The organism is Peristeroidobacter agariperforans, assembly GCF_004138335.1.
Taxonomy (GTDB): Bacteria; Pseudomonadota; Gammaproteobacteria; order Steroidobacterales; family Steroidobacteraceae; genus Steroidobacter; species Steroidobacter agariperforans.
In genome coordinates this window covers 178,368-200,941 of record NZ_RYFW01000001.1, presented here as the reverse complement: position 1 = coordinate 200,941, position 22,574 = coordinate 178,368, and the positions used below count along the sequence as shown (strand labels likewise).

Annotated in this window: 14 protein-coding genes and 1 pseudogene; 5 read left to right on the top strand and 10 right to left on the bottom strand. The window is 62.9% G+C overall.

Annotation, left to right across the window (positions count from 1 at the left end):
- The first annotated feature begins 12 nt into the window (after positions 1-12).
- Positions 13-1,545: a hypothetical protein gene (locus EK373_RS00925; RefSeq protein WP_129640882.1), complete on the top strand. Its 1,533-nt coding sequence runs from the start codon at positions 13-15 to the stop codon at positions 1,543-1,545.
- Here the strand turns inward: EK373_RS00925 and rffA are convergent.
- From rffA to EK373_RS00885, 8 genes are read right to left on the bottom strand one after another with little or no spacing between them, the layout of a single operon-like run.
- Positions 1,542-2,684 (bottom strand): dTDP-4-amino-4,6-dideoxygalactose transaminase, encoded by a 1,143-nt coding sequence (rffA, locus tag EK373_RS00920; protein WP_129640881.1) that lies wholly within the window; start codon positions 2,682-2,684, stop codon positions 1,542-1,544. The two genes, EK373_RS00925 and rffA, sit on opposite strands and share 4 nt — an antisense overlap.
- A gap of 15 nt (positions 2,685-2,699) precedes the next feature.
- Positions 2,700-3,101: a GtrA family protein gene (locus tag EK373_RS00915; RefSeq protein ID WP_129640880.1), complete on the bottom strand. Its 402-nt coding sequence runs from the start codon at positions 3,099-3,101 to the stop codon at positions 2,700-2,702.
- Between the two features lie 14 nt (positions 3,102-3,115).
- A complete protein-coding gene (locus tag EK373_RS00910) occupies positions 3,116-3,913 on the bottom strand; it encodes a GNAT family N-acetyltransferase (RefSeq protein WP_129640879.1) in 798 nt (265 codons plus the stop codon).
- Entirely contained in the window at positions 3,910-4,914 is a 1,005-nt protein-coding gene (locus tag EK373_RS00905; RefSeq protein ID WP_198682996.1) for a glycosyltransferase family 2 protein, read from the bottom strand. Before EK373_RS00905 ends, EK373_RS00910 begins: the two co-directional genes overlap by 4 nt.
- Before the next feature lie 10 nt (positions 4,915-4,924).
- Positions 4,925-5,362 carry a GtrA family protein gene (locus EK373_RS00900; protein WP_129640878.1) on the bottom strand — a complete coding sequence of 146 codons (438 nt, stop codon included), beginning with the start codon at positions 5,360-5,362 and terminating at the stop codon, positions 4,925-4,927.
- The gene (locus tag EK373_RS00895) at positions 5,359-6,372 is read right to left on the bottom strand and encodes a glycosyltransferase (RefSeq protein ID WP_129640877.1); all 1,014 of its coding nucleotides are present in this window, start codon (positions 6,370-6,372) and stop codon (positions 5,359-5,361) included. Before EK373_RS00895 ends, EK373_RS00900 begins: the two co-directional genes overlap by 4 nt.
- 15 nt (positions 6,373-6,387) lie before the next feature.
- Positions 6,388-7,731, bottom strand: coding sequence for a sigma-54-dependent transcriptional regulator (locus EK373_RS00890; protein WP_129640876.1), 1,344 nt, complete (start codon positions 7,729-7,731; stop codon positions 6,388-6,390).
- Positions 7,728-9,392, bottom strand: coding sequence for a sensor histidine kinase (locus EK373_RS00885; protein WP_198682995.1), 1,665 nt, complete (start codon positions 9,390-9,392; stop codon positions 7,728-7,730). Before EK373_RS00885 ends, EK373_RS00890 begins: the two co-directional genes overlap by 4 nt.
- Positions 9,393-9,521: 129 nt before the next feature.
- Here EK373_RS00885 and sucC point away from each other — a divergent pair, with 129 nt between their 5' ends.
- From sucC to EK373_RS00870, 3 genes and pseudogenes are all read left to right on the top strand, one after another.
- Positions 9,522-10,685 carry an ADP-forming succinate--CoA ligase subunit beta gene (gene sucC, locus EK373_RS00880; RefSeq protein ID WP_129640874.1) on the top strand — a complete coding sequence of 388 codons (1,164 nt, stop codon included), beginning with the start codon at positions 9,522-9,524 and terminating at the stop codon, positions 10,683-10,685.
- Positions 10,686-10,730: 45 nt separating this feature from the next.
- A pseudogene (gene sucD, locus EK373_RS00875) lies at positions 10,731-11,594 on the top strand (succinate--CoA ligase subunit alpha); the annotation flags it as partial.
- Between the two features lie 312 nt (positions 11,595-11,906).
- Positions 11,907-13,538, top strand: coding sequence for an NAD+ synthase (locus tag EK373_RS00870; RefSeq protein WP_129640873.1), 1,632 nt, complete (start codon positions 11,907-11,909; stop codon positions 13,536-13,538).
- Between the two features lie 51 nt (positions 13,539-13,589).
- Here the strand turns inward: EK373_RS00870 and EK373_RS00865 are convergent, their stop codons facing one another.
- Positions 13,590-20,150, bottom strand: coding sequence for a YDG domain-containing protein (locus tag EK373_RS00865; RefSeq protein WP_129643227.1), 6,561 nt, complete (start codon positions 20,148-20,150; stop codon positions 13,590-13,592).
- 76 nt (positions 20,151-20,226) lie between these two features.
- Positions 20,227-21,972 carry a ShlB/FhaC/HecB family hemolysin secretion/activation protein gene (locus EK373_RS00860; RefSeq protein ID WP_129640872.1) on the bottom strand — a complete coding sequence of 582 codons (1,746 nt, stop codon included), beginning with the start codon at positions 21,970-21,972 and terminating at the stop codon, positions 20,227-20,229.
- Positions 21,973-22,219: 247 nt separating this feature from the next.
- On the opposite strand from EK373_RS00860, the gene EK373_RS00855 reads away from it, so the two are divergent.
- A complete protein-coding gene (locus EK373_RS00855) occupies positions 22,220-22,573 on the top strand; it encodes a zinc ribbon domain-containing protein YjdM (protein ID WP_129640871.1) in 354 nt (117 codons plus the stop codon).
- Position 22,574: the final 1 nt, after the last annotated feature.

The window sequence follows — 22,574 nt, the reverse complement described above, 5'->3', positions numbered from 1 at the left end:
TATGTTAACCGGATGACTGAAAGCACAGAGCGACTCACGCCTCAGTTTTCATCCCAGCTGGCGCAGACGATTTCAGTGGGCAACAACCGGTTGTTCATGGCTGCGGTGCTATTGTCGATCGCTCCGCTGTGGTTCGGGCAGAACCTGCCCATGGTCGACATGCCACAGCACGCGGCCCAGATCGCGGCCCTGCGCGAAATATGGGCGGGCAACGCGGCGTTCACCCAGCTGTTCGATGTGAATTGGTTTACGCCGTACCTGCTGGGCTACATGCTCCTGTACGCCGGCTCCACGGTGCTGCCGGTCGCTGTTGCCGCCCAGCTGCTGGTATCGCTCTCGCTGATCTCGATTCCTTTGCTCACCGCCGCGCTGCTGCGAGCGGCCGGCGCGGACGAGCGCTGGAAGTGGCTGGCGATCCCGTGCGCGTTCGGTTATGCGTTTTACTGGGGATTCCTGTCGTTCCTGGTCGCGGTGCCTTTCGGCCTGCTGTTCTTCATTCAGGCGATTCGATTCGCCGCCGCGCCCAGCGTGCGACGAGGCGTCTGGGTGGCGATGGCCTCGCTGGCGCTGTTCTTCTGCCACATCATCGTGCTGGGATTTGCCTCGATGCTGGCGTTGGGCTACATCGCCGGCGCCCACTATCGCGACTGGAAGGGGCTGGCGCTGAGATGGTTGCCGTACACCGCGCCGCTGCCGCTGATCGCCGTCTGGATGTTTGTGACTTACACCAACGAAGCGCGCGTCAGCAGTGACCCGGTGGTGTTCGGACCCGTCAGTTTCCGTCTGATGCAGTTGTTGATGCAGCCCGCCGGGCAGGATTCATTGGCGCTGTTCACTTGTGTACTCGTGACCGGCTCGGTCGTGCTGATGCCGTGGCTGATGGGCTCGAAGTTGAATCGCCAGCCACAGCGCTGGTTACCGTTGCTGCTGGGGCTGGCAGTGTTCATGACGGCGCCGCACTACGTTTTCAGCACCGCCTATTTCTATCAGCGCCTCGGCATCTTCCTCGTGCCGTTGTGGCTGCTGCTGTGGGATGCGCCGCCGGCCGGTACGCGCCGGCCCGACTGGCTCGTCATGCCTCTGATCTTGCTGTGGATGTTCTTGAACACCGGGCGCTTCGCGGCATTCGCTCGCGAGACCGAATCGTTCGATCGGATGGTCGGGCACATGGAGCCGGGTCGCCGGGTCGCAGCAATGGTCTACGACAAGCAGAGCCCGCTGTTCGCATTGCCGGTGTATTTGCACTTTCCGGCTTGGTATCAGGCCAAGCGCGGCGGCATCGTCGATTTCAATTTCGCAGATTTCTACTCGCAGATGGCGAGATACAAGCGCGACGCGGGGCCGCGAATCGACGAGCAAGTGAGCTGGGACCCGACGGCGTTCGATTGGGAAGCGCACGGCGGCGCCAATTACGACTACTTCCTGGTCAAGGCCGACGCCGATCTCGGCAGCTACATTTTCAAGCAAAAGCTCGACGCGGTGGAATTGGTGGCGCGCAGCGACTGGTGGTGGCTGTACCGTAACAAAGAAACGGCCAGGCGCTAACCAACGCCGAAGAAGGCGAAGATTTCCGAGATGACGCTGTCCTGCTCCTCGCTCGACAGCCCGGCGTACAACGGCAGCCGCAGCAGGCGATCGCTGATCGATTCGGTGAGCGGCAGCATGCCGGCGCGATATCCCATCCCGAGTCCCATCGGCGCGGTGTGCAGCGGCACGTAGTGAAATACCGCCAGAATGCCGGCCTTGCGCAGGTGTTCGATCAGGCGAGTGCGAATCTCCAGACTCTCCAGCACGATATAAAACATGTGGTAGTTCGTGCCGCAATGGTCGGGCACCACCGGCAAGCTCATCAGCCCGCGCTGCTCGAGTCGCTGCAACTGCCGCGCATACGTTTCGTAAACCCGTTTGCGCAGCGATGTGATCCGTTGCTTGTTCTGTAGCTGCGCCAGCAGGAACGCGGCGAGGATGTCCGAGGAGAGGAACGAGGAGCCGACGTCGACCCAGGTGTATTTATCCACCTGGCCACGGAAGAACTGACTGCGATTGGTGCCTTTTTCCCGGATGATTTCCGCGCGCTCGATAGCCTCGGCGCGAGTCGTCACCAGCGCGCCGCCTTCGCCGCACACGAAATTCTTGGTCTCGTGAAAGCTGTAGGCGCCGAAATCGCCCAAGGTGCCGAGGTAAGCGCCGCGATAGGTGGCATCGACTCCCTGTGCAGCATCCTCGACGACACGCAGGTCGTGGCGCGCAGCGATCGCGTTGATAGCGTCCATCTCGCAGGCTACGCCGGCATAGTGGACTGGCACGATGGCGCGGGTGCGAGGCGTGATCGCTGCTTCGATCAACGCTTCGTCGATGTTCTTGGTGTCGGTGCGGATATCCACGAACACCGGCTTCGCGCCACGCAAAACGAAAGCATTCGCCGTCGAGACGAACGTGTACGATGGCATGACGACCTCATCGCCGGGCTCCAGCTCGCACAGCATTGCGGCCATTTCCAGTGCCGAGGTTCCCGAGGTCGTCAGCAGCACCTGCGTCGCGCTGAACTCGCGTTGCATGAGCTCCTGGCACTCTTTGGTGAAGCGGCCGTCGCCGCACAGTTTGGCTTCCTCCAGGCACTGGCCGATGTAGCTCAGTTCCGTGCCGACCACGAAGGGCTTGTTGAATGGAATGCGGTACGCCATACGAGCAACTCGTGGTCAGGAAGGGGGAAGCAGTGCTGGCCGCCGGGCGGCAAAGACCCAGAACTTCTGCGCGCTGAAAATCAAAACCGCCGTCACGGCGATCAGTGCCGCCATGGCCCACTGGTGCGGCAGCCGGCCGAGGTCGACGAGCAGCCACAGCGCGACCAGATTGAATATGTAGCCCGCGGCGTAGGTCAGCACGTAACGCCAGAACGTCGCGACAGCCGCGGCATCGTGTCGGAACGTCCAGCTTCGATTGAGTGCGAAGGTAATGATGACGCCGACGCAATACACGAGGCTCATCGCAAGTTTGTGACCCAAACCAGCGTCACTCAACAGCAGATACGCGGCGTAGAGCAGTGCGTTCGATACCAGGCCTACCAGGCCGTAGCGAACCAGCTGATGCAAGGTCTGCACTGTCGGCGCTCCGCTCAGCTCAGCACCGCTGCATCCGGTGGCCGCCACTGCAGCGTCAGCGATGGAGCGGGGAAGCGAAAGCCGAGCGAGACATACAAATTGAAGACGGCGACATTCAGGGAAGAGATGCTGGTTGTGACCAGCTCGATGCCATGTGCACGGTGATGGCGCAGCATTGCGTTCCACACCCGTTTGCCCAATCCCTGGCCTTGCAGGCCGGGCGCCAGTCCGATCAATGACCAGAAGCAATGCTTCGGCTCGGGACGTTCGATCACGAAAAACGCCACCGCTCGGCCTTCGAGCGAGCACTTCAGGACCGTCTGCGTCGGGCGGCCGAATGCATTCATCATCCACACACGATAACGTTTGTCGCCCAATGCGGGATCGATGCGCGGGTCCTGATGGAAGCGGCCATGCCGCAGGACTTGCCCCGCCATGTCGGCGAGCGTTTCACGGTCCGAGTCGACTGCGGGCGCAATCTCGATGCCCTCGCTCTCGAATGATCGTTGCTGCAGATCGGCCAGGCGAGGCAGATAATTCAGCTCGATGAAACGAAAGCCGTCGCCCTGAAGAAACATCGACTCCGCCAGCCGGTCGGAGGGCAAGCGGCAAGCGCAGAGTTGAATGTTCTGCGCGGCGCGCCACTCGACGAATTGCCGATACGCCATCGCCGCGCGAGTCGGGTCTTTAACTTCGATACGGCTGACCTGTGCCACTGACGTGCCGAAGATCTCGCTGTCCCAGGGCACCAGGTGATAGTCCAGCTCGAGCGCCGGCGTACGAATCGATTCGATGGTGAAATCGAAGTTCATGCTTCGCGTCGCGAGGGCGCCCGGTGCGCGACGTTCGCCGGCTCGGCCGATTGTTCGCTGGTCTCCAGCACCACGTACGTCGGTCGCTCCATGGAGCGTCCATACATACGGGCGAGGTACTCGCCGAAGATGCCGAGGGTGAACATCTGCGCGCCGGAGAAGATGGCGATCAGCGATGCCAGGAACGGAAAGCCGGGAACACTGGTGCCTTGAATGAAGTAGCGGCCCAGCACCCAGGCGAGCACGGCGAAGCCGAACAGCGTGAAGCCGAAGCCGATGACGCTCGCGAGCTTCAGCGGCATGGTGCTGAAGCCCGTCATCAGGTTGAAGGCGTGCGTAATCAGCTTGCGCACAGTGTAGTTCGACGTGCCGCTCAGCCGCGGCGCGTGCTTGACGCTCACCGCAGTGAAGCGGGTGGTTGCCCAAGTCAGCAGCGCATCGATGGAAACGGAGGGGCTGCGATAGTCATGGAAGGCATCGCGCAGCCTCGTCGGGAATGCGCGAAACGCGCTGACCTGGGATGCGGAGCTGGCGCCCATCGCCCTTTGCAGCGCAAGCTTGGTCATGCGCGACGCCACGTTACGCCACAGGTCGTGCTGATTGTCATTCGAGCTGCCATAGACGACATCGTGTCCTTGTAGCAGCGCTTGGAGCAGCAGCGAAATTTCGCTGACGGGGTGCTGCAGGTCATCGTCCATGGTGAGGATCACGCCGTACTTCGCAGCTCGAATGCCGCACAAGAGCGCGTTGTGCTGGCCATAGTTGCGGCTCATCCGAAAGCCACGGACGCGCGGATCTCGTGCCGACAGAGCGCTGATCACATCCCACGAGCGATCGCGGCTGCCGTCTTCGACCATGATGACTTCGAAGCGCTCGACCAGGCTTTCCATCGCCGGCATCAATTGGCGATACAGCTCTGGCAGGTTCGTCTCGGCGTTGAAAACCGGAATGACGATCGAAACCTGCATCCGGCGGACGTCGCTGCTCACGGAATGGGTCATGGCGTGCTTCTCATCGCTGGTCCGCGGTACGGCTGCGCGCATAAAGCAGCCTGCTGTTGAAGAGATAGTTGGAGACCAAGCCGCCCAGCGAGCCCGCGGCCAGCGCGATCACTGGAAAGCGCACCAGTTGCGGCAGCAGCATCAGGCAGACGCTGTAGATCGCCAGGTTGATCGCGACGCCGGCGCTTTGAATCGCCATGTAGAAGAAGGCTTCGAGCGAGCGACGTTGCAACCCGCGTTCCGGGAACGTGTGACGGCGATTCAAGACCCACGTGGCCAGCACCGCGGTAACGAAAGAAGGCACGCGTGCCAACCAGGGCGACCACCCCGCAAACTGCGTCAGCACGGTCAGGATCACGGCTTCGATCAAAAAGCCCACGCCGCCCACGGCCAGATAGCTCATGACCTCGCGGGACGAACCTTTCGAGTCGACCGCGGCGTCGCTCATGGTGCGCGGCGGCGCTCCCTGAAGGTCGGACCCTGCAGTCCGAGATAGTGCAGGCGCTTGATCTCGCGCCGGCTCAGCGTGACGGTGTCGAGAATCAGCCCGGCCACGAAACTCACAGCCGCCAGGATCATCGTGCCCACGGCCAACACCGCGGTCGGCAATCGGGGCACCAGGCCGGTGTCGATGAAAGTCATGACGACCGGCCAGCCGAGCGCCAGCGAGGTTGCGAACAGCGCCAGCCCCACCAGCGAGAAGAACTGCATCGGACGTTCTTCCTTCACCAGATAGACGATAGTGCGCAGGATCCGGAAGCCGTCGCGAAACGTGTTGAGCTTGCTCTTCGAGCCGGGCGGACGATCGCGATAGGGCGTCGGAATCTCAGCGAGCGGCAGGCGCAGTTCCAGGGCGTGCACCGTCAGCTCCGTTTCCGTTTCGAATCCGGTCGCGAGCGCCGGAAACGACTTGACGAAGCGGCGCGAGAACACGCGATAACCCGATAGCATGTCCCGCAAGCGATTGCCGAAGATCGCGGCGACCGTGCCGGTCAACAGCTTGTTGCCGAACACATGACCCGGACGGAACGCAGCGGAGGACACCGGTACGCGCGCACCGTTGACCATGTCGAGCGAATTCGCCAGCAAGGTCTCGACCATGACGGCCGCGCTCGCCGCAGCGTAGGTGCCGTCGCCATCGACGAGCACGTACGCTTCCGCTTCGATGTCGGCGAACATGCGGCGAACGACGTTGCCCTTGCCTTGAAATGTTTCGGTGCGGACGATGGCGCCGGCGCGCGCGGCGCGCGCCTGGGTGTCGTCCGTCGAGTTGTTGTCGTAAACGTAGATGATGGCGGTGGGCAATGCTGCTGCAAAGTCCTTCACCACGCCCTCGATCGCCTCGGCCTCGTTGTAACACGGAATCAGCACCGCAATGCGCGGCGCCAACGCGGCAATGTTTGCTGCCGCGGTCCTTTGCGTCACGTCGGGATCAAACGAGGCAGGAGTAGAAATCATGGCTGGTGAGGCTCGTCACTCGATGCCGAGCTTCTTGATCCGGTATCGCAGCGACCGGAACGTCATGCCCAGCAACTGGGCCGCCTTGGTCTTGTTGTAACGGGTCTGTTCCAGCGCGCGCACGATGGCGTCCCGCTCGATGTCTTCGAGCGCATCGCCGAGCCGTTCGCCCGGCGCGACGCTGTTGGGAATAGGCACCTCGGTCGCGGCCACCTTCGGGCGCAACTGCAGATCGCCGGCGTCGATGACGCCGTTGACACACAGCGTTGCCGCGCGCTCCAGCACGTTTTCCAGCTCGCGCACGTTGCCCGGGAAGTGATATTCCCGCAGCGCCTTGGACGCCGCTTCGGTGACGCGCAACGAGCGATTGCCGATCTGCCGGCCGAGGCGCGCGACGATGGAGTCGACCAGCTCATCGATGTCTTCCAGGCGCTCGCGCAGCGACGGCACGCGGATCTCGATGACGTTGACGCGATAGAACAAGTCCTCGCGAAATTTTCCTTCCGCGACCTGCGCGGCGAGATTCTTGTGAGTCGCCGACAAAATGCGCACGTCGATCGGCAGCTCACGCGACTCGCCGACGGGCCGGATGGTTTTCTCCTGAATCACGCGCAGCAGCTTCACTTGCATGTGCAACGGCAGGTCCGCGATTTCGTCCAGGAACAACGTGCCGCCTTCGGCAGACTGAATCAGGCCTTGCTTGTCGGCAACGGCGCCGGTGAAGCTGCCTTTGCGATGACCGAACAACTCGCTCTCCATCAGTTCGGTGGGAATGGCGCCGCAGTTCACGGGAACGAACGGCCCTTCGCGGCGCGGTCCAGCCTCGTGAATCAGATGCGCAACCAGTTCCTTGCCCGTGCCCGATTCGCCGTAGATGTGCACGGGGGCCTGACTGCGCGCGACGCGCTCGATCATTTCGCGCAACTGTTCCATCGCGCGCGAGCCGCCGAGCAGCTTGACCTGGGGCAGCTGCATCGTGCTCTCGATGTTCTCGCCCAGCTTGAGCGTGGCGATGATGAGCTTGCGCAGCGCCGCGACATCGACGGGTTTCGAGATGAAATCGAAAGCACCCAGCTTGAGCGCACGCACCGCCGTTTCGACGTTGCCGTGCGCGGTGATGACGGCCACCGGCGTCTGCGGCTTATGTGTCTGGATCCACTCGACCAGGCTCAGGCCATCGCCGTCGGGCAGGCGCATGTCGGTGAGGCAAAGATCGAAAGGATTGGCGCGCAGCTCGCGCGTGGCTGCGGCAATCGTGTCGGCCGCGGTCACCTCGAGATTCATGCGTTCGAGCGTGATACTCAGCAGCTCGCGGATATCCGGCTCGTCGTCGACGACGAGCGCGCGGGGCTTCTTCACTGTGTTTCCCAACGTTGAGGATCGGCGAACACGAGGCGGAAAATACTACCACCCCCGGCGCGCGGCTCATAAATCAGCACGGCCCGATTGCACTGGGCCAACTCCCTGGCGATGAACAATCCGAGGCCGGTGCCGCCTTTGCCAGCCGTGAAAAACGGCTCGAAAATTCGTTCTGCATCGGTCGGCGAGATGCCCGGGCCGCGATCCAGCACCTCCAGCATCGGGCGTTCCGAGGTCGGCATGCGGCCGGTACGGATCTCGATGGCGTCATTGGAATCGAACTTGCGGCCGTACTTCAGTGCGTTCTCGCACAGATTCCACATAAGTTGGTGCAGATGAGACGGGTCGATGCGCACTTCGAGCTCGGGCGCCGAGGTGGTGATGTACAGCTTGCTGGCGTCCACCTGCGATGTCTGCCGGAATTCGCCGACGAAGTCCTCCAGCCAGCCGTTCAGTTCGATGCGCTCCTGGCGGGTCGAGTCCCGGCGCGACAGCTGCAGGACATTGTTGATGATCATGCTGACCCGCTCACCGTTCTTGGTGATGATGTCGGTCAAGCGCCGCTCTTGCGAGGTGAGCTGTGGTGCTTCGGCGAGCAGCTGCGCGGCGTGGCTCATGGCGCCGACGGGATTGCGGATTTCGTGCGCGATGCTGGCGCTGAGCCGGCCGAGCGCTGCCAGCTTGGATTGCTGGACGCGCTGGGCGATCAGCGTGGTGTCCTCGAGAAAAATCAGCGTCGGGCCGCCGCCGCCGTTACTGCGCAGTGACACGAAGTGCGGTTGCACCAGGCTGCTGCCGTCCGAAGTCAGCAAGGACAGCGAGCTGAGCTGCCAGTCATAAGAGTGACGACGCCAGGTATCGAGCAAATACAACAAACGCGGCGAGACTTCGCCCAGCGGCGTGCCGGCGGCAGCCGCACTACCCTGCAACATGGACGCCGCGGATTCGTTGATCAGGCGAATCGTGTCGTGGTCATCCACGACCAAAATACTCTCACGCAGGTGTTGGACGATGAACTGATTCAGCTCGGCGAGGTTGGCGACGTCCACTTCTCGCTGGCGCACGCGCTCTTCGCTTTCACGCAGGCTGCGCGCGAGCGGACCTACGCCCAATGTGACGATGAACATCAGCGCGCCGACGATGCCTGCCGACGCGAAATCCCCTGGATCGCTGGCCGCCGCCAGCGTCGTGAAAGCTTGCTGTAACAAAAGCGCGAGCGCCGCGACGGCCGCGAACATCAGCGCCAGTCGCTGTCCGACGACAAAGCTCGCTGCACCAATAGGCAGCACCAGCAGTGCGCCCAGGCCGCTGTTCATGCCGCCGCTGGAATAAGTGAGCAAAGATATCGCCAGGGTGTCCACGCCGACATTGAATGCGGTCTGCACCATGCGATCGGGCCAGCGCCGCCTCAAGGTCGGAATGGACAGCGCGGCGAACCCGAGGTAGGCGATGGCGGTGAAAAAGAACAGCTGCGAGTCCTGCTGTCCGACCAGGCGCGGATCGAGCGTCCAGTACAGCACCATCAAAAGCACTGGAATCAGCAGGCGAAACAGGTTGACGAGCGTCAGCACGCGCCAGGCCAGCTCCTCCGAGGAGCCCCAGGGCAATGCAGGGGACGGCTCGGCTCTGGGCTGCTCGAGCGGCGACTCGCCGATTTTCAATGAGGGCTCCGAGGACATTTCTTGGTGATCGCGCCTTTGCATCCCGGCCGAATTCCTCCAGAATACGCGGCCTTTGACTGTCGTTATTTTGACAGCACGCAATTTTAACCCGCCGCACCCACGAGCCCCATGAACCTGCACGAATACCAGTCGAAAGAGTTGTTCGCCAGCTACGGCATCCCGGTCCCCAAAGGCATTGTGGCCGCCACCGGCAGCGAAGCTGCCGACGCCGCGCGCAAGCTTGGCGGATCGAAATGGGTCGTCAAGGCACAGGTTCACGCTGGCGGCCGCGGCAAGGCCGGCGGCGTCAAACTGGTGGATTCGCCGGAAGCGGCTGACAAGGCCGCCGAGGCCATGATCGGCCAGCGTCTGGTCACCCACCAGACCGGCCCCGAAGGCCTGCCGATTCGTCAGGTCTACGTCGAGCAGGGCTCGAAGATCGCGCGCGAACTGTACCTGAGCCTGGTGCTCAATCGCGACAAAGGCCACATCGCCTTCATCGCCTCCGCCGCCGGCGGCATGGACATCGAGGAAGTCGCCGAGCACACGCCGGAGAAGATCACCCGCGTGAACATCAATCCCGCCACCGGTCTGATGCCTTCGCACGCTCGCGCGATCGCGTACGGCCTGGAGCTGGAAGGCGACCAGATCGCCGAGTTCGGCAAGATCGCGCAGGCGCTGTACAAGCTGTACCTGGAGAAGGATTGCGCCCTGCTCGAGGTCAATCCGCTGATCGTGACCGGCGAAGGCAAGCTGGTGGCGCTCGACGCCAAGATCAACATCGAGGACAACGCCCTGTTCCGTCAGAAGGATCTCGCCAAGTGGCGCGACGCCAGCCAGGAAGACGCGATGGAGCGCGCCGCGGCCGAGCACGAGCTGAACTACGTGTCGCTCGACGGCAATATCGCGTGCATGGTGAACGGCGCCGGCCTCGCGATGGCGACGATGGACCTGGTGCAGCTGCACGGCGGCTCGCCGGCCAACTTCCTCGACGTGGGCGGCGGCGCGACTCGTGAGCGCGTGACCGAGGCGTTCAAGCTGATTCTTTCGAACAAGAACGTAGAAGCGATCCTGGTGAACATTTTCGGCGGCATCGTCCGCTGCGACATGATCGCCGAAGGCATCATCCACGCGGTGCAGGACGTGGGCGTGAAGGTTCCGGTGGTCGTGCGCATCGAAGGCACGAATGCCGAGCTCGGCCGCAAGATCCTGGCCGACAGTGGGCTGGCGATCACGCCGGCGTCGGACCTTACCGATGCGGCCAAGAAAGTGGTCGCCGCCGCCAAGGGTTAAGCGCGCGCGCTTACGTTCAACCGTTAACAGATATTCAGCAACACCATGTCTATTCTCGTAAACAAGAACACGCGCGTTATTTGCCAAGGTTTCACTGGCAAGCAAGGCACGTTCCATTCCGAGCAATGTATTGCTTACGGCACCAAGCTGGTCGGCGGCGTGACTCCGGGCCGCGGTGGCGAAAAGCATCTCAACCTGCCGGTGTTCAACACCGCGCGTGAAGCGGTGAATGAAACCGGCGCGACCGTCAGCATGATCTACGTGCCGGCGCCGTTCGCCGCCGACGCCATCATCGAAGCGGCCGACGCCGGCATCGAGCTCATCGTGTGCATCACCGAAGGCATTCCGGTGAACGACATGGTGAAGGTGAAGGCTTCGCTCGCCTCCTACGGCAGCCTGCTGATCGGCCCGAACTGCCCCGGCATCATCACGCCGGGCGAGTGCAAGATCGGCATCATGCCGGGCTTCATTCACAAGCCGGGCAAGATCGGCATCGTGTCGCGCTCCGGCACGCTGACCTACGAAGCCGTGTTCCAGACCACCAACGCCAAGCTCGGCCAGAGCACCTGCGTCGGCATCGGCGGCGATCCGGTGCGTGGCATGAACTTCATCGACGTGCTGGCGCGCTTCCAGGAAGATCCGAAGACCGAAGGCATCATCATGGTCGGCGAGATCGGCGGCGCCGATGAAGAAGCGGCCGCTGAATTCATTCGCGAGAATGTCACCAAGCCGGTCGTTGCCTACATCGCCGGTGTGACCGCGCCTCCGGGCAAGCGCATGGGCCATGCTGGCGCCATCGTTTCCGGCGGCAAAGGCACCGCGGCCGACAAGTTCGCGGCGCTCGAGCGCGCTGGCGTGCGCACAGTGAAGAGCCCGGCCGACCTCGGCTCGGCCATCACTCAGCAGCTCGCCAAGGGCGGTAAGAAAGCCAAGGTCGTGTCGCTGCCGACGAAGAAGGCTGCGCCCGCTGCGAAGAAGCCTGTTGCCAAGGCCAAGCCTGCTGCGAAGAAGCCTGTGAAGGCTGCCGCCGCTGCGAAGAAGGCTCCGGCCACCAAGAAGGCGCCGGCCAAGAAGGCCGCTCCCGCCAAGGCGAAGAGCAAGGCTCCGGCCAAGAGCAAGCCGGCTCGCAAGAAGTAACCAAGGTCAGGTCCGCGGCGGCGTGAGTCGCCGCGGATTTCCGGCCGCAGATTGTTCCTTCCCCGCAAGCGCTATCATCAGGCCATGTCCGCCTCCCTCCGTATCGCGCTGGCTCAGCTCAACCTGTTCGTCGGCGATGTCGCAGGCAATACCCAGCGGCTCATCGATACTGCCGCGCAAGCGCGCGATGAGTTGCAAGCCGACCTGGTGTTGTTCCCCGAGCTGAGCCTGAGCGGTTATCCGCCGGAAGACTTGTTGTTTCACAGCGGTCTGCGCCGACAGGTAAAGACGGCGTTGGAGCGCGTTCGTAACGAAACGAGCGGTATCACCGTCGTGGCCGGCTACCCCGAATACGCCGACGAAGACATCTACAACGCGGCCGCGGTGCTGCGCGATGGCGTGACGGTCGCCAACTATCGCAAGCAGGAATTGCCGAACTACAGCGTGTTCGACGAGAAGCGCTATTTCAAACACGGCCGCGACACCTGCATCTTCGAGCTGAAGGGTATTCGCGTCGCGCTGCTGATCTGCGAAGACATCTGGGAGCCCAACCCCGCGCGCGCCGCCAAAGCGAACGGTGCGCAACTCATCGTCGTCATCAACGGCTCGCCGTATTCGCTGCGCTATCAAGAGCGTCGGGAAGCGGTGGTGCGGCAGCGTGTGAAAGACACAGGCTTGCCGGTCGTGTACGTAAATCTGCTCGGCGGTCAGGATGAGCTGGTGTTCGACGGCGGCTCGTTCGTGATGAATGCGAGCGGCGAGGTCGTGCAACGCGTCGCCCCGTTCGTCGAAGGCTTATTCGCCGTCGAGGTGGATCTCGTCGACGGCAAAGTGGTCCCGCGTCCCGCGCATATCGAGCCGCCGTTGTCGGAAGAGGCGAGCGTCTACAACGCGCTCGTGCTCGGAGTGCGTGACTACGTGAGCAAACATCGCTTTCCAGGCATCGTGCTCGGACTTTCCGGCGGCATCGATTCGGCGTTGACGCTGGCGATTGCGGTGGATGCGCTCGGCGCCGAGCGGGTGAGCGCGGTGATGATGCCGTCGCGATATACGTCGCAATGGAGTCTCGACGACGCCGCGGCCGAAGCGCAGACGCTCGGCGTTCGCTACGACGTGATTTCCATCGAAGGCATGTTTGCAACGGCGCTCGATGCGCTCAAAGACGTGTTCGCCGGCCGCCAGCCCGACACCACCGAAGAAAACATTCAGGCGCGCAGCCGCGGCCTGCTGCTGATGGCCATCTCCAACAAGACCGGTCGCATGGTGCTCACCACCGGCAACAAGAGCGAAATGGCGGTGGGCTATGCCACGTTGTACGGCGATATGGCCGGCGGTTTCGCACCGATCAAAGATTGCAGCAAGATGCTGGTGTATCGGCTCGCGAAATATCGCAACTCGGTGAGTCACGTCATTCCGGACCGCGTGATCGAGCGGCCGCCGTCGGCGGAGTTGCGTCACGACCAGAAGGATTCGGACTCGCTGCCCGAGTACGACGTGCTCGATGCGATTCTCGAGCTGTTCATCGAAGACAACCTGTCGGTCGACGAGATCGCGGCGCGCGGCTTCGATCGGGCGACGGTGGGGCGGGTGCTCGAGATGGTGAAGCGCAACGAATACAAACGTCGCCAGGCGCCGCCCGGTGTGAGAATCAGCGACCGGGCGTTCGGTCGCGACTGGCGCTATCCGATTACGTCAGGCTACAAGAGCAAGGTTTGAGGATCTCGAAGTCCCGGCGCTCGCGCGCCGGGACTTCGCTCATTCGATCGATCAGCGCTTGCGAATCACCACGCCCTGCAACTGCTTCGGCGTGACGTGCAGCTCCTTGCTGGCCAGCGTGAGGCCGAGCAGCGCAATGTCGTTGTTATCGACGGCCGGAGCATCGGCAGGCAACGTAACGAGCAGGATCGCTCCCGGGATGACCGTCACCTGCAGTTCGATCGCAGGACCGTCCGTCTGGGCAATGCTGCCGGTCGCGATCGGGCCGGTGGGCTCCACGATGTTGACTGTCATGGACGAGTGGCCGGCCGCCGGCGTCACGGACAACGAATTGCCATGATCGACGACATCCAGCGCGCTGCTGAAGCGCGCCTCTGAGTTACGGGCTTCATACAACGGCAGGGCATTGTTGCGCTCGGCGGGCTTCTCGGACGCGCCGGCGATCGCCAACGTCGAAGTTGCGCCGGACTGCGACAGGCTCAGACCGGAGGCGCCAGCGCTGCCGCTCAAGCTGAACGGCTCGTTGAACAGCGCGACGCGACTGTCGCTGATGATCGTGCTGGCGTTCTGGATCAGCGTGCCGCTGCCTGTACCTGCGCCGATCGAGCTGGCGATCGCGCTGCTGATCGAGCCGGATACGTTGCTCGTGCCGTTCAAGCTCGCCTGCGGGCTGGTGATGCTCGTGAGAATTTGATCCGAGATCGGACCCGGTTCGATGTTCGCCGTGGTGCTGCCGGTCGGGTTGGCAATCACATAGTTGCCCGCATCGGCGCCGCTCAGCGTGACGCCGCCGATCGACACTTCGCGATGGTCGCCGACGGTGAAGTCGACGAAGCGCGCATCCACACCGAAGCTCAGCGAGTCGCCGGCGACCCGGTTGTCAGCAACGCTGACGTTGGTGCGCGGCGTGCCATCGAACGTCTTGTCGTCGGCCGTATAGTCGAGAACCAGAGTTCGCGCCGCGATGTCCGCTGTCGTCGTGCCCGAGCTCGACGCAAGCACGTAATTGCCCGCGTCGGCGCCGCCCACCGTGACGTTGGAAACATTCACGAGCTTGCCGGTACCGGCGTTCTTGTCGGCGAGCGCGGCGATGTGCTCGATCGTTAGATTGTCGCCGGCGACGCGGTCATCGCTCGACGTGACCGTCATGCCTGTCGTGCCGTCATAGACTCGGTTGCTGCCGGCGAAGTCGACGTTCAGCGTGCGAGGGGTGATATCGGCCGTCGCCGAGCCGGTGCTGGAGCTCAGCGCGTAATTGCCGGCATCGACGCCGCTCAGCGTGATATTGGACACATCGATGTGCTTGTCGGCGCCGACGTTCTTGTCGCCGAAGCCCGCGACCTGATCGATCGTCAGCGCATCGTTGCCGACGCGATTGTCGCTGGAGACAACGTTCGCACCGGTGGTGCCGTCGTACACGCGATCGACGCCGGTGAAGTCGACGTTGAGTACTCGCGCGGTGATGTTGCCGCTGCCGCTGCCCGTCACGGTGTAGTTCGCAGCGTCCGTGCCGCTGAGGGTGATGCCGTTGACGGTGATGTGCTTGCCGGTGCCCACGTTCTTATCGCCGAACGCACCGCTGATTCCGCTGTAGTCCTGCGCAACCACGTCGCCGCCGACCAGGCCGCTCACCGCAGCGCCGCTCGCGTCGAGCGTTGCATGGGTCGTGCCGTCGTATGTACGACCGGCAGTGAAGCCAGCGACCGTCAGTTCCTTCGCGGTGACGGTCAATGTGCCGCCGGTCGTGCCACTCACGTTGTAACCCAGATCTTCAGCGCCGGAAGAGGAGGTCGCAGTGATGGCATGGGTGCCGACGACATAGTTGCCTGACGTCGAGACTGCACCGCCGACGGAGTAGGTGAAGTCGGTGCTCGCGTCGCCGTTCTTACCGTTGACGATGGTTGTGGTGAGCGACGGCGCGCTGCCGTACACCGCGGTGATGTCGTCCACCGACACGGAGATCGTCGGCTGCTCGCGATAGATGCCATAGACGCCGGAGCCCAAGGCCTTGGTGTATCCGTCCGAGACTTCGTCGCTGTTGTAACGGAAGTTGCCGGAGCCCCAGCCGACCAAGTCGGTCAAGCCGGTGCTGTTATCGATGCTGCCGCTGTACAACGTGGCGCGACCGCCAGCGCCTGTCGTGACAGACACGCCATTGTTCACGACGATATTGCCACCGGCGACCGTGCCCGCCGACGCGCTGCTGCCCGCGTTCACTACGATGGCGGAGGTGCCGGTGTTCGAGCTGATGACGTTGTTAGCCAACGTGATATCGCCGCTCGAAGTCGAGATATCCACCGTGCCGGAGCTGTTGATCCCGCTGATGCCGCTGACCGAGCCGATGGTTAGCGCGCCGCTGTTGGCAAACTCCAGGGCGCCGCTCTGCGCGGCGAGCGTGTTGACTTGATTGGCCGCGTTGTTCGCGACGAATGCGCCGCCGCGCAGAACCAGGGAATCGGCCGTGACGGCGCCAGACACCGTAGTCGTCTGGTTGTTCGCTGTGGCAATGGCAATCATGCCGGGCGACGTAAGAGAAGTCGCGTGCAAGTTGTTGCCCGCATAGGTCTGATCGCCGGCCGTTTCGACTGCTGTCGCCAACGTAACATCGGCGCTGGCTCCGCCAGTGCCGAGCGCACGCGTGTCGATAGTCAGATTGTTGATCGCCGCGCCGCCCGCATTGCCTGCGCGCAGGGTGACCGCGCCCGCATTGAGCGCGTTGCTGGTATTAATGGTGGTGTTGATGGTGAGGTCTTTACCCGGCGCGGTCGCCGAAACGCCAGCGCCGGTGAAGGTCACCGAGCCCGCGCTCGTCGGCGGGTTGTTGATCGACGTCTTGATGGTCACGCTCTCGGCCAGCCGGGTGTCGCCGTTGAGCACGACGTCGCCGCCGTTGGTGCTCAGATTGCCGTGCAGCGTGATGACGTTGCCGGTGTAGGTCTGATGGGTGGTCGCGCCATTGAAGTAAATGCCGGCCGTGCTGATCGCGGGCAGATCGATATCGCCCGTAGCGCCGCCGCTGCCACCCGTCGTGGTGATGAGGACCGTCTTGGCATTGAGCGTGCTGTGATAAAGCGTATCCAGATCGACGTTGCCGCCATTGCTGCCCGCGTCCGTGGTCGCGGCGTTGAACGTATAGCCGCTGTATTGGGAGGTGGTCAGCGTCTGCCCGCCGAACGTGATATTGCCGGCATGGCCGTCGTTGCCCTGTTCGGTATCGAAGATCACATCGGCGAAGCTGGCGCTCAGGTTGGTGCGACCGATGGAGGAGAAGTCGCCGTCCAACAGGAAGGAAGTACCCTGCAACGTGACGGTTGCGTCATTGAAATCCGTGCTGCCTTTGGCAGTGAAGGAAGCTGCGCTCAGATAGCTGCCGTTCGCGTTACCGAGATTGCCGTTCCAGGTGATATTGCCGCCGCCTTGCGTCGTCGAGCTTGCGTCCACGACCAGGGTGCGACCGTCCGCATCGGAGGAGATATTTCCGAGCATCGAGATGCTGCCCGCGACGCCTGTGCTGGCGCTGTTGGCGTCATCGTCGGCGTTGCTGTCGATGCGCACCGAGCGCATCAGCTCGATGTTGCTGGTGCGTGAATTCAGTGTGATCGCGCCGCCATCGGTCAGCACGTCGCTATTCAGGTGCAGGTCGTTGCTATAGATGTAATAGCTGCCGCTGCCGAGATCGACGCTGTCGATCTGCACGTTGCGCTCGTAGGCGGTCAACTGCCAGTTGCGATCGAAGTCGGTCAACGCGAGCTTGGTGTCGTTGAGAGTCAGCAGGCTCGCGGTATCGTCGAGTGTTACGTCGTCATCGGCGTTGAGGTCGAAGTGCACGCTCTGGCCGTCGGCGTGCAAGCCGAACAACTGCAGCGCCAGCGACTTGAAGTGGTGCGAGTCGAGCTCGGTGACGTCGACGTCGCCGTAGTAAGTGGCCACGCTCAACGAATTGTTGCTCGCACCCGCGCCCTGCGCGATCTCGATGTCGGAGATGCTATCGGTGCCCGGGCGGTAGATCGTGAACGAAGCGTTGCCGGTGGTGATTTCGGCCTGGCCGTCTTTGGTGTCGACAGCGTGGATCGCAGCGGCGCCCTCGGCCTCGGAATTGCCGGAATTGATGACGGCTGCCAGCGTGCCGGCGCCGGTGTTCACCGAATTGGTCTGGAAGCGGATGTCGCCGCTGTTGGCGGCGAAGGTGATGTACCGATTGCGGGCCTGCACGTCTGCACCGCTGCTCACGGTGATCGTCGGAATCAGAATGCCCGTGCCATCGGTGCTGTAATCGATGTGGTCGGTGGCGAACAACACCGAGTGCGTGCCGATGTTCTTGACGTTCGTCATGTGGACCGACGTGAAGCTGTCGTCCACCGACGTGATATAGGTGTTGCCACCATTGTTGTTATACGACAGCGAGTTGGCGCCGATGTCGCCGCCCGCGACTTCAAGACGACGGGCCAGGGTGCCAAGCTCCGTGCCACTGAACGACACGGACCCGCCGATGACTTCGGCTAAGCCGTCGGTGCCGTCGCCGACCATGGTTTGCGCGCCGGCGTAGAAGGCGCGGCTACCGACGTCGACCGAGTTGTTGGCGAAGGTGATGTTGTTGGCGGTGATCGAGATGTTGGAGCCGATGCCCGCTGTGTCGATGTCGTTGTCGAGCAGATTGAGCACGCCGCTGCCATCGGTGTTCATCAGGATGTGGCCGTGGCCGTCGGGATCGCCGCCCAAAGTCACCAGCTGTGTGCTGTTGAGCTGACTGCCCACGTTGACCGAGACGGTGCCGAAGCCGTACCAGGCGAATGCGTTCAACACGTCGACGTAGGAATCACCCGCAGTGTTGGTCACGGTGAGCGTGTTGCCCAACGAAGTGCGGCCGATCCTGATCGGGTTCGAGACGTCGCCGATCGCTGCGGACTGCAATATCACATCCGTCATGCCGGTGATGTCGACGAGCGCGGGATCGGTATTGCTGGAAGCGATGGCTGTGCCCGCTGCCAGGCGCATGTAGCTCCGCCAGCCGTAATTGGTGTAGCCGCTGTTCAAATATCGTGTGGTGTTGCCGCTGGCGCGCAGGCTGTTGGCAGCCAGCGCGATCGTGCCGCTCACGTCGATGTCCAGCGAGCCGTTGCCGACGTTCACATAGCTGCCGTTCGCCATCGTGAAGTTGCTGCCGGACCCCGTGGCATAGTTGCCGATGACCGTAGGCGCCACGCCGACGGTGAAGTTGCCGCCATTGGTGACGACCCGGCCGGTGGATCCGAAGCTCACATCGCGCGACGCCTGAAGCACCACGTTCAACTGAGCGGGGCTGCCGGTAATGGCCTCGTTGATCTGGATGTCGCGATCTGCCCGCAGCGTCAGCGTGCGGCCGCTACCGTCCCAGCCGGCCAGGTAACTGCCGGTGGTAGTCACCGCATCGTTGATGAAGATGTCGCCGCTACCGTCCGTGCCTGCGGTGTCAAGGACGACATTGTTGTTATTGAGATTGGCCGCCAGCTGCGCGCCGGTCATGGTGCCGCCGCTCTCGGCTATGGTGATGTCCCTCGGGTCGAGCAACCATGTGCCGGTCTCGCCGTTGGCGGCGCGCGTAGTGATGACGGAGTTGTCGCCGAGTTTCACGTCGGCGGCGGAGGTTTCGATGAAGCCGCCGTTGCCGCTGCCGGTAGCCGACGCATCCAACGTACCGTTGTTGCTCGTCGCACCGTTGGCCATGTCGGACAGCAACAAGATGCGACCTTCGCGTTGGGCGAGGGTTTGCGCTCGCACGGTCCCGGTGTTGTTCACCACAGCTTGATTGACGGTATCCGCGGCCTTGGCCGTCAGAACCGCGAGTCCGCCATCCGCTTGCACCAGGCCGCCGTTCTGAACGAGCGCGCGCGTGGTGCCGGCGTCGATGTTGTAGCTGATCAAGCCATCACCGACGAAATCCAAACTCACGCCGCGGCCGGCCGCGAGCAATGCGCTGCCGCCGTTGGCAGCGATCGTGCCTTCATTTGTGACTTGCGGCGCGAGCAAAGCGACGACGCCGCCGTTTGCCGCGGAGATCGAGCCCTGATTGATGATCGCGCCGCTGGCATCGCTGCCAGTGAATGTGAGATTGCCGGCGAGGAAATCTTCGTTGCTGATATTCAGGCTGGAAGCAACCAGCCCGCCGACGTTCACCTGCGCGCCGCGGCCGAACACGATGCCGCTCGGGTTGATCAGATACACCTGTCCGTTGGCGCGCAGCGAGCCGAAAATCTCGCTGGGATTCGAGTCCAGGATGCGGTTCAGCGCGACACTATTGGCGCTCGCCTGATTGAAGACGACGCTCGCGTCCTTGCCGACGTTGAAAGTGTCCCACTGAGCGATCAGCCGATTGCTGCTCTGGTTGAGCGTGAGCGTGTTGCCTTGGCTGTTGATCGAGCCCTGGCCGGCGACGATCTGGCCGTTGGTGGGCAACGCAGCGTTATCCGCAGCGTGTGTCGCAGGCGCGAGGCCCAGCGCCATCAGCACGGACAACGACAGCGCGCCGCTGGCGCGTTTGCCGCGGGCCTTGACGTTTTCCGCCACGGCCACCCAGGCGTTGAGACGCTCGTTCCAGACCAGGCGATACACGTGATTGAGGGAAGGACGCTTCATGATGACTTCGATTCCGTGAGCGCGGCCGGGCCGCGCGTCTGTTTATTGGTGGTGTTGGAGTAGGGCGTGGCGGTGTTTACAGTTGCACCGAGCCCTGCAGCCAGAACTGGCCGTGCTGATCGCGGCCATCGGCGTTCTTGCCGGTGACGCTGCGGCCAGGGTTGTCGTCGATCGCCGCGGCATAGGAGAAGCGCACGCTGTAGCGACCTTGCGCGGTCAGGTTGAAGCCGACGCCGGCGCCCGACAGGCCATAGCTGTTTCGCCCGTCCATGTTGTACACAGCGCCGATCCACGGCTTTTCATACAACCTGGTTTCGCCGTGATCGGCGAAGCCGACCAGCTGCAGCTCGCCCCAGTTGCTGGAGAACGGCACGTCGTAACGCACTTCAACCGTGCCGACCCAGCCGCTGTCGCCGCTGCCCTCGCCAACGGGATAAGCGCGCACGCCGGTCGGGCCGCCGAGAATGAAACGTTCCGAAGAGTCGAGATTGTCGCCGGTGAGCTGGCCGTTGATCGCGCCGAACATGGATACGCGGTCGCTCAGCCGTTGCAAACGAGCCAGGCCGTAACCGATCTTCGAGAAGCCACCATCGGTGCGCGCGGTGAGTGCATCGGCTTCTTTGTCGAATGCGACGCGCGACAGATCGAGATCGCCCGAGGTGTACACGAGCGACAGCTGAGTGATGCCGGCGCCGCCGAGACGATCCTGATGCGAGCCCGCGAACGACAGGCTGCCGCTGTTGATGCGCTTGTCACGCAGCGTGAGGCCCATCATCTCGTCGGTCAGCGACTTGTAGTTGTAGATCGCCGTGCCCCACAGATTGGTCGCGCGGCTGCGAACGATCGGATAGCTGGCGTTGATCGAAGCCGTCCGCGCATCGCCTTCGGCATCCAGGTGGCGCAGTTCTTCTCTGACTTCATATTCGAGCGCGGTGTAGCCCACGCCCAGGCGCAATCCGCTGGAGCCTACCGGCAGGCTGTAGTCGATGCTGGCGCTGCCGAGTCCTTCCGACTTGGTCAGGCTCAAACCGGCTTGGTCGCCGATCCGCAGCGGATCGTCCAAGCCGACACGCGCATTCAAACGTTCCGAGCCGTTATAACGATTGCCGTACGTATCGATCGACGTGCCTCCGGTGAGCATTCGTGCTTCGGCCACGGTGAGCGCGAGACGACTCGTGCCGGCTTCATCGCCGCGTTCCAGCGAGCCGCGCGCCGCGATGCCGGGCAGATCGTTGATCAACAGCACCGCGCGTTCCAGATCGCTCTGACGCACCGGCTGGCCAGGCTCCACCGCTCGCTCGGCGATGGAGCGCAGTCGCGACTGGCTCATGCGCAGCGTAGAGTCCGCTCGGATCACAACGCCGTTGGCGCCGTTTTGAATGCGACCTTCGACGATGGCGATTTCAATGCGGCCTTCGGTGACATCCTGCGTCGGCAGATAGGCGCCGACCAGCGGATATCCCTTGCCACGCAAGTAAGTGCTGACTCGATCGGCCAGTGCCTGCAACTCATCGAAGCCGAGCGCCTGACCGAGCGAACCCGCCACGAGCTTCTGCAGCTCTTCGCGAGTGGCGATGCGCTCTTCGCCGGAGAAAACGATTTCCTTGACTGTGACGCGCGTCCCGCCGATCTCGCGCATCGCCGGACGCTCGGCGGGCACGTCGTCGCTCGGCAGTCGATTCAAGCGCTGCTGTTGCAGGCGCTGTTGCTCATTCAATATCTGGCCGGCGTCCGGCGGAGTCTGTGCTTGCGCGAGCAGCGGCAAGCTGGAGAGCAGGAACGTGAAGGCGTGAGGGGCAAGGCGCGTCGTCTTGTTCGACATTGAAACCGGTCGTCCACAGTGTCCGTTGGGCGCCGCGTTTGTATTACGCGCTCCAGTGGGTCACTGCGACGTGAGTTCGGTTTTGACTTATCTAGCGCGCGGGTGCAGCACCTGGTAGTAGGTGACTACGACAAACCCTGCACGCCGGCGAGTGGAAAACATGGCTGGAGCGGTGCGACGGCTTCGTCACATACAATGAGGCGCGGGATAACCGATGCGCATTCGATAGATTGTTTGAGGACTGATCATGACCGCGCTGCCAGCTTGCCCGAAATGCAATTCCGAGCTCACCTATCAAGACGGACCGATGTACATCTGCCCGGAGTGCGCGCATGAGTGGTCGGCCACGTCGACCGCCGTCGAATCCATCGCGAGCGATGAGCCCGAGCGTGTAGTCCGCGACGCCAACGGCAACGTCCTGAACGACGGTGACACCGTGATCGTGGTCAAGGACCTCAACGTCAAGGGCGCATCGTCGGCCCTCAAGGCCGGCACCAAGGTCAAGGGTATCCGGCTGGTCGAGGGCGACCACAACATCGACTGCAAGATCGAGGGCTTCGGCGGGATGAAGCTGAAGTCCGAGTTCGTGAAGAAGGCCTAGC